This window comes from bacterium, assembly GCA_035559435.1.
Lineage (GTDB): Bacteria > Zixibacteria > MSB-5A5 > WJJR01 > WJJR01 > JACQFV01.
Genome location: DATMBC010000087.1, coordinates 1 through 2,281, shown reverse-complemented (window position 1 = coordinate 2,281; position 2,281 = coordinate 1). Strand labels below are relative to the sequence as shown.

The following is a 2,281-nucleotide window of genomic DNA, read 5'->3' as shown; positions in this document are numbered from 1 at the left end:
GTCGGATGCGGCCAGGTGAAAAACCGCCCCGTCCGGTCGGGATCGTACAGGACGTCCAGATACAGACGCTGGCGCCCGAGCACTTTGGCGGTGTGGATGGTCGGTCCCGGCATGATCCTCGGCTGGCTGGATGTTAGGGATAACGCGTACGGCCCATCGCGGTTCCCACGGCCGGAATGTATGACTTTTTGGACACAATTGCGAACGGGGAGAAACCGGGCCGGCTAGAGCCACTTGCGGGTCTTGATGAAAATGTACATGGCGATGGTGGTCAGGCCGGCCAAGCCCCAGAAGAACAGGTAGCCGTATTTCCAGCTGAACTCAGGAATGCTCTCGAAGTTCATGCCGTAAATGCCGGTCAGGAGGTAGACCGGCAGGAAGACCGTGGCGATGACCGTCAGGACTTTGATCGTGTCGTTGACCCGTTGCTGGACCGAGGAATAGTGCACTTCAAGGCAGGAAGTCAGCGTGTCGCGCAGGGAATCGGCCAATTCGGCGATGCGCTGCATGTGATCGAAGACATCGCGGAAATACAGCCGCGCCTGCGCGCCGATGAGCGGAAACTGGTCGCGGGCGAAGCGGTTAAGCAACTCGCGCTGGGGTGTGACGATGCGTTTCAATTGGGCGAGATCGCGCTTGAGGTTGAAGACCTGCTTGGTGATCTCGGCGTCGGGATTCTGAAAGACCTCGTCTTCGACCAGGTCCACCTCGTCCTCGATGCGTTCGAGGGTTTGATCGTACTGGTCGACGATGTGGTCGAGGATGGTGTGGAACATGAAGTCGGCGCCGCGCGACAGGACGCGCTCGTCGCTCTGGCAGCGCCGGGTGACGGCATCCAGCGGCTTGATGGAGTCGTAGTGGATGGTCACCACGCCGTTGCGGAGGAGGAAGATGTCGATCTCGCGGAAACGCAGCCCCTCGCCGCCGGGGGCGAAGTCGGCCACTTTGAAAACCACGAACAGATAGGGACCGTAATCGTCGACCTTCGGCCCGGGGAGTTCGGCGATCACGTCCTCAATGGCCAGCGGGTGAAAATTGAAGTCGGCCTTGAGAACATACGACTCTTCGTCAGTGGGGTCATAGAAATCGACCCAGAAGACCTGATTCGGGGAGCGAATCAGTTCATCGAAGGGTTCGATGCCTTCACGGCGGACGATTCCGCGGTCGGGCTGGTACACATGGGTGACGATCATCCCGAGGCCCTTGCCCCGGCCGGGAAAGTTGGCGGTCGGGGAAAACGCCGAAAATAGCCCCGCGCACGAAGGCGCGGCAATGGAATAATCGCCGGCGATACCAATCGACCGGCGACACGGACGGCCCAAGCGCCCCCCTTGACAACTCCGGATTTCGAGCGTTCTTGCGGACGTATGAATTGCCGCCGCCGACTCGTTCCATGTCTGCTCGCGCTGGTCATGCTGGGCGCCGCTGGCGCGGCGATGGAGCCGGAACCGGCTTGGGCCCAGACGCCGACGGCCGGACATCTGACTTTGCAGACCTTGGAGGCGCGGCGGCCGGGCCTGAGGGATACCTGGAACATCCGGCCGATGGGGATCGACCGGCTGCCAGCGGCCGCACCGGGCGGCCCGATCAAAAGCCGCCTGGCCCTCTGGGCTGTCGCTATGGGCGGAGCGGGATATCTGGCCTACGAACAGTCACAGATATCCTGGGGGACTTCCAGCGGGCGGTTCCACCTCAAGGACGATCTCCACGACGGCCTGGCGCTGAGCGATGAGACGTCGCATCTGTTCGCCGCCTATGAACTGACCCGCGCCCTGCACACCGGGTACCGCTGGACCGGCCTCTCCCCGGCCGCGTCGCGTCGTCTGGCGGCCCTGCACGCCTGGGTCTGGACCTTCTTGGTCGAATACCCGATCGATGCCTACAACCCCACCCAGGGCTTCGGGGCCTCCGACTTGGTCTTCAATACGGCGGGAGTGCTGGCGGCATATCAGCGCACCCGCAGCAACGGTCCGCACTGGTGGGACATCAAGATCTCGGTGAAACGGTCATTTTTCGAAGGTGAGAGCCGTTTCATCGCCCATTCGAACGAGCAATACGACGATTACGTTTACTGGCTGACGGCCCGTCCCTCCCGCCGCCGCCACATTCCCCTCTGGGTGGGGGCGGGGTATTCGACCACGCATCGCCAATGGCCGGAGATTGACAGGGAGTTGCATCTGGCGATTGGGACCACGCTGCCGGATCTGGCGGGGGTCATCAGCCCGGCGGCCGCCCGCTACCTGCGTCCGTTGGACGTCTTCTTCCTGAACATTGGCGGGAA

At 62.5% G+C, this 2,281-nt stretch carries 2 protein-coding genes; one reads left to right on the top strand and one right to left on the bottom strand.

Features of this window, described 5'->3' with window-relative positions; all coding sequences use genetic code 11:
* Window positions 1-224 precede the first annotated feature (224 nt).
* Complete coding sequence (corA, locus tag VNN55_10430) at window positions 225-1,193, bottom strand: magnesium/cobalt transporter CorA (protein HWO57969.1); 969 nt, start codon at window positions 1,191-1,193, stop codon at window positions 225-227.
* A 174-nt stretch (window positions 1,194-1,367) separates the two neighbouring features.
* On the opposite strand from corA, the gene VNN55_10425 reads away from it, so the two are divergent.
* On the top strand, window positions 1,368-2,281 hold a 914-nt coding region (locus tag VNN55_10425; GenBank protein ID HWO57968.1), incomplete at its 3' end, for a hypothetical protein.

Excerpts from the sequence above, each read along its gene's own strand:
- corA (HWO57969.1), bottom strand. The coding sequence starts at position 1,193 with ATGATCGTCACCCATGTGTACCAGCCCGACCGCGGAATCGTCCGCCGT.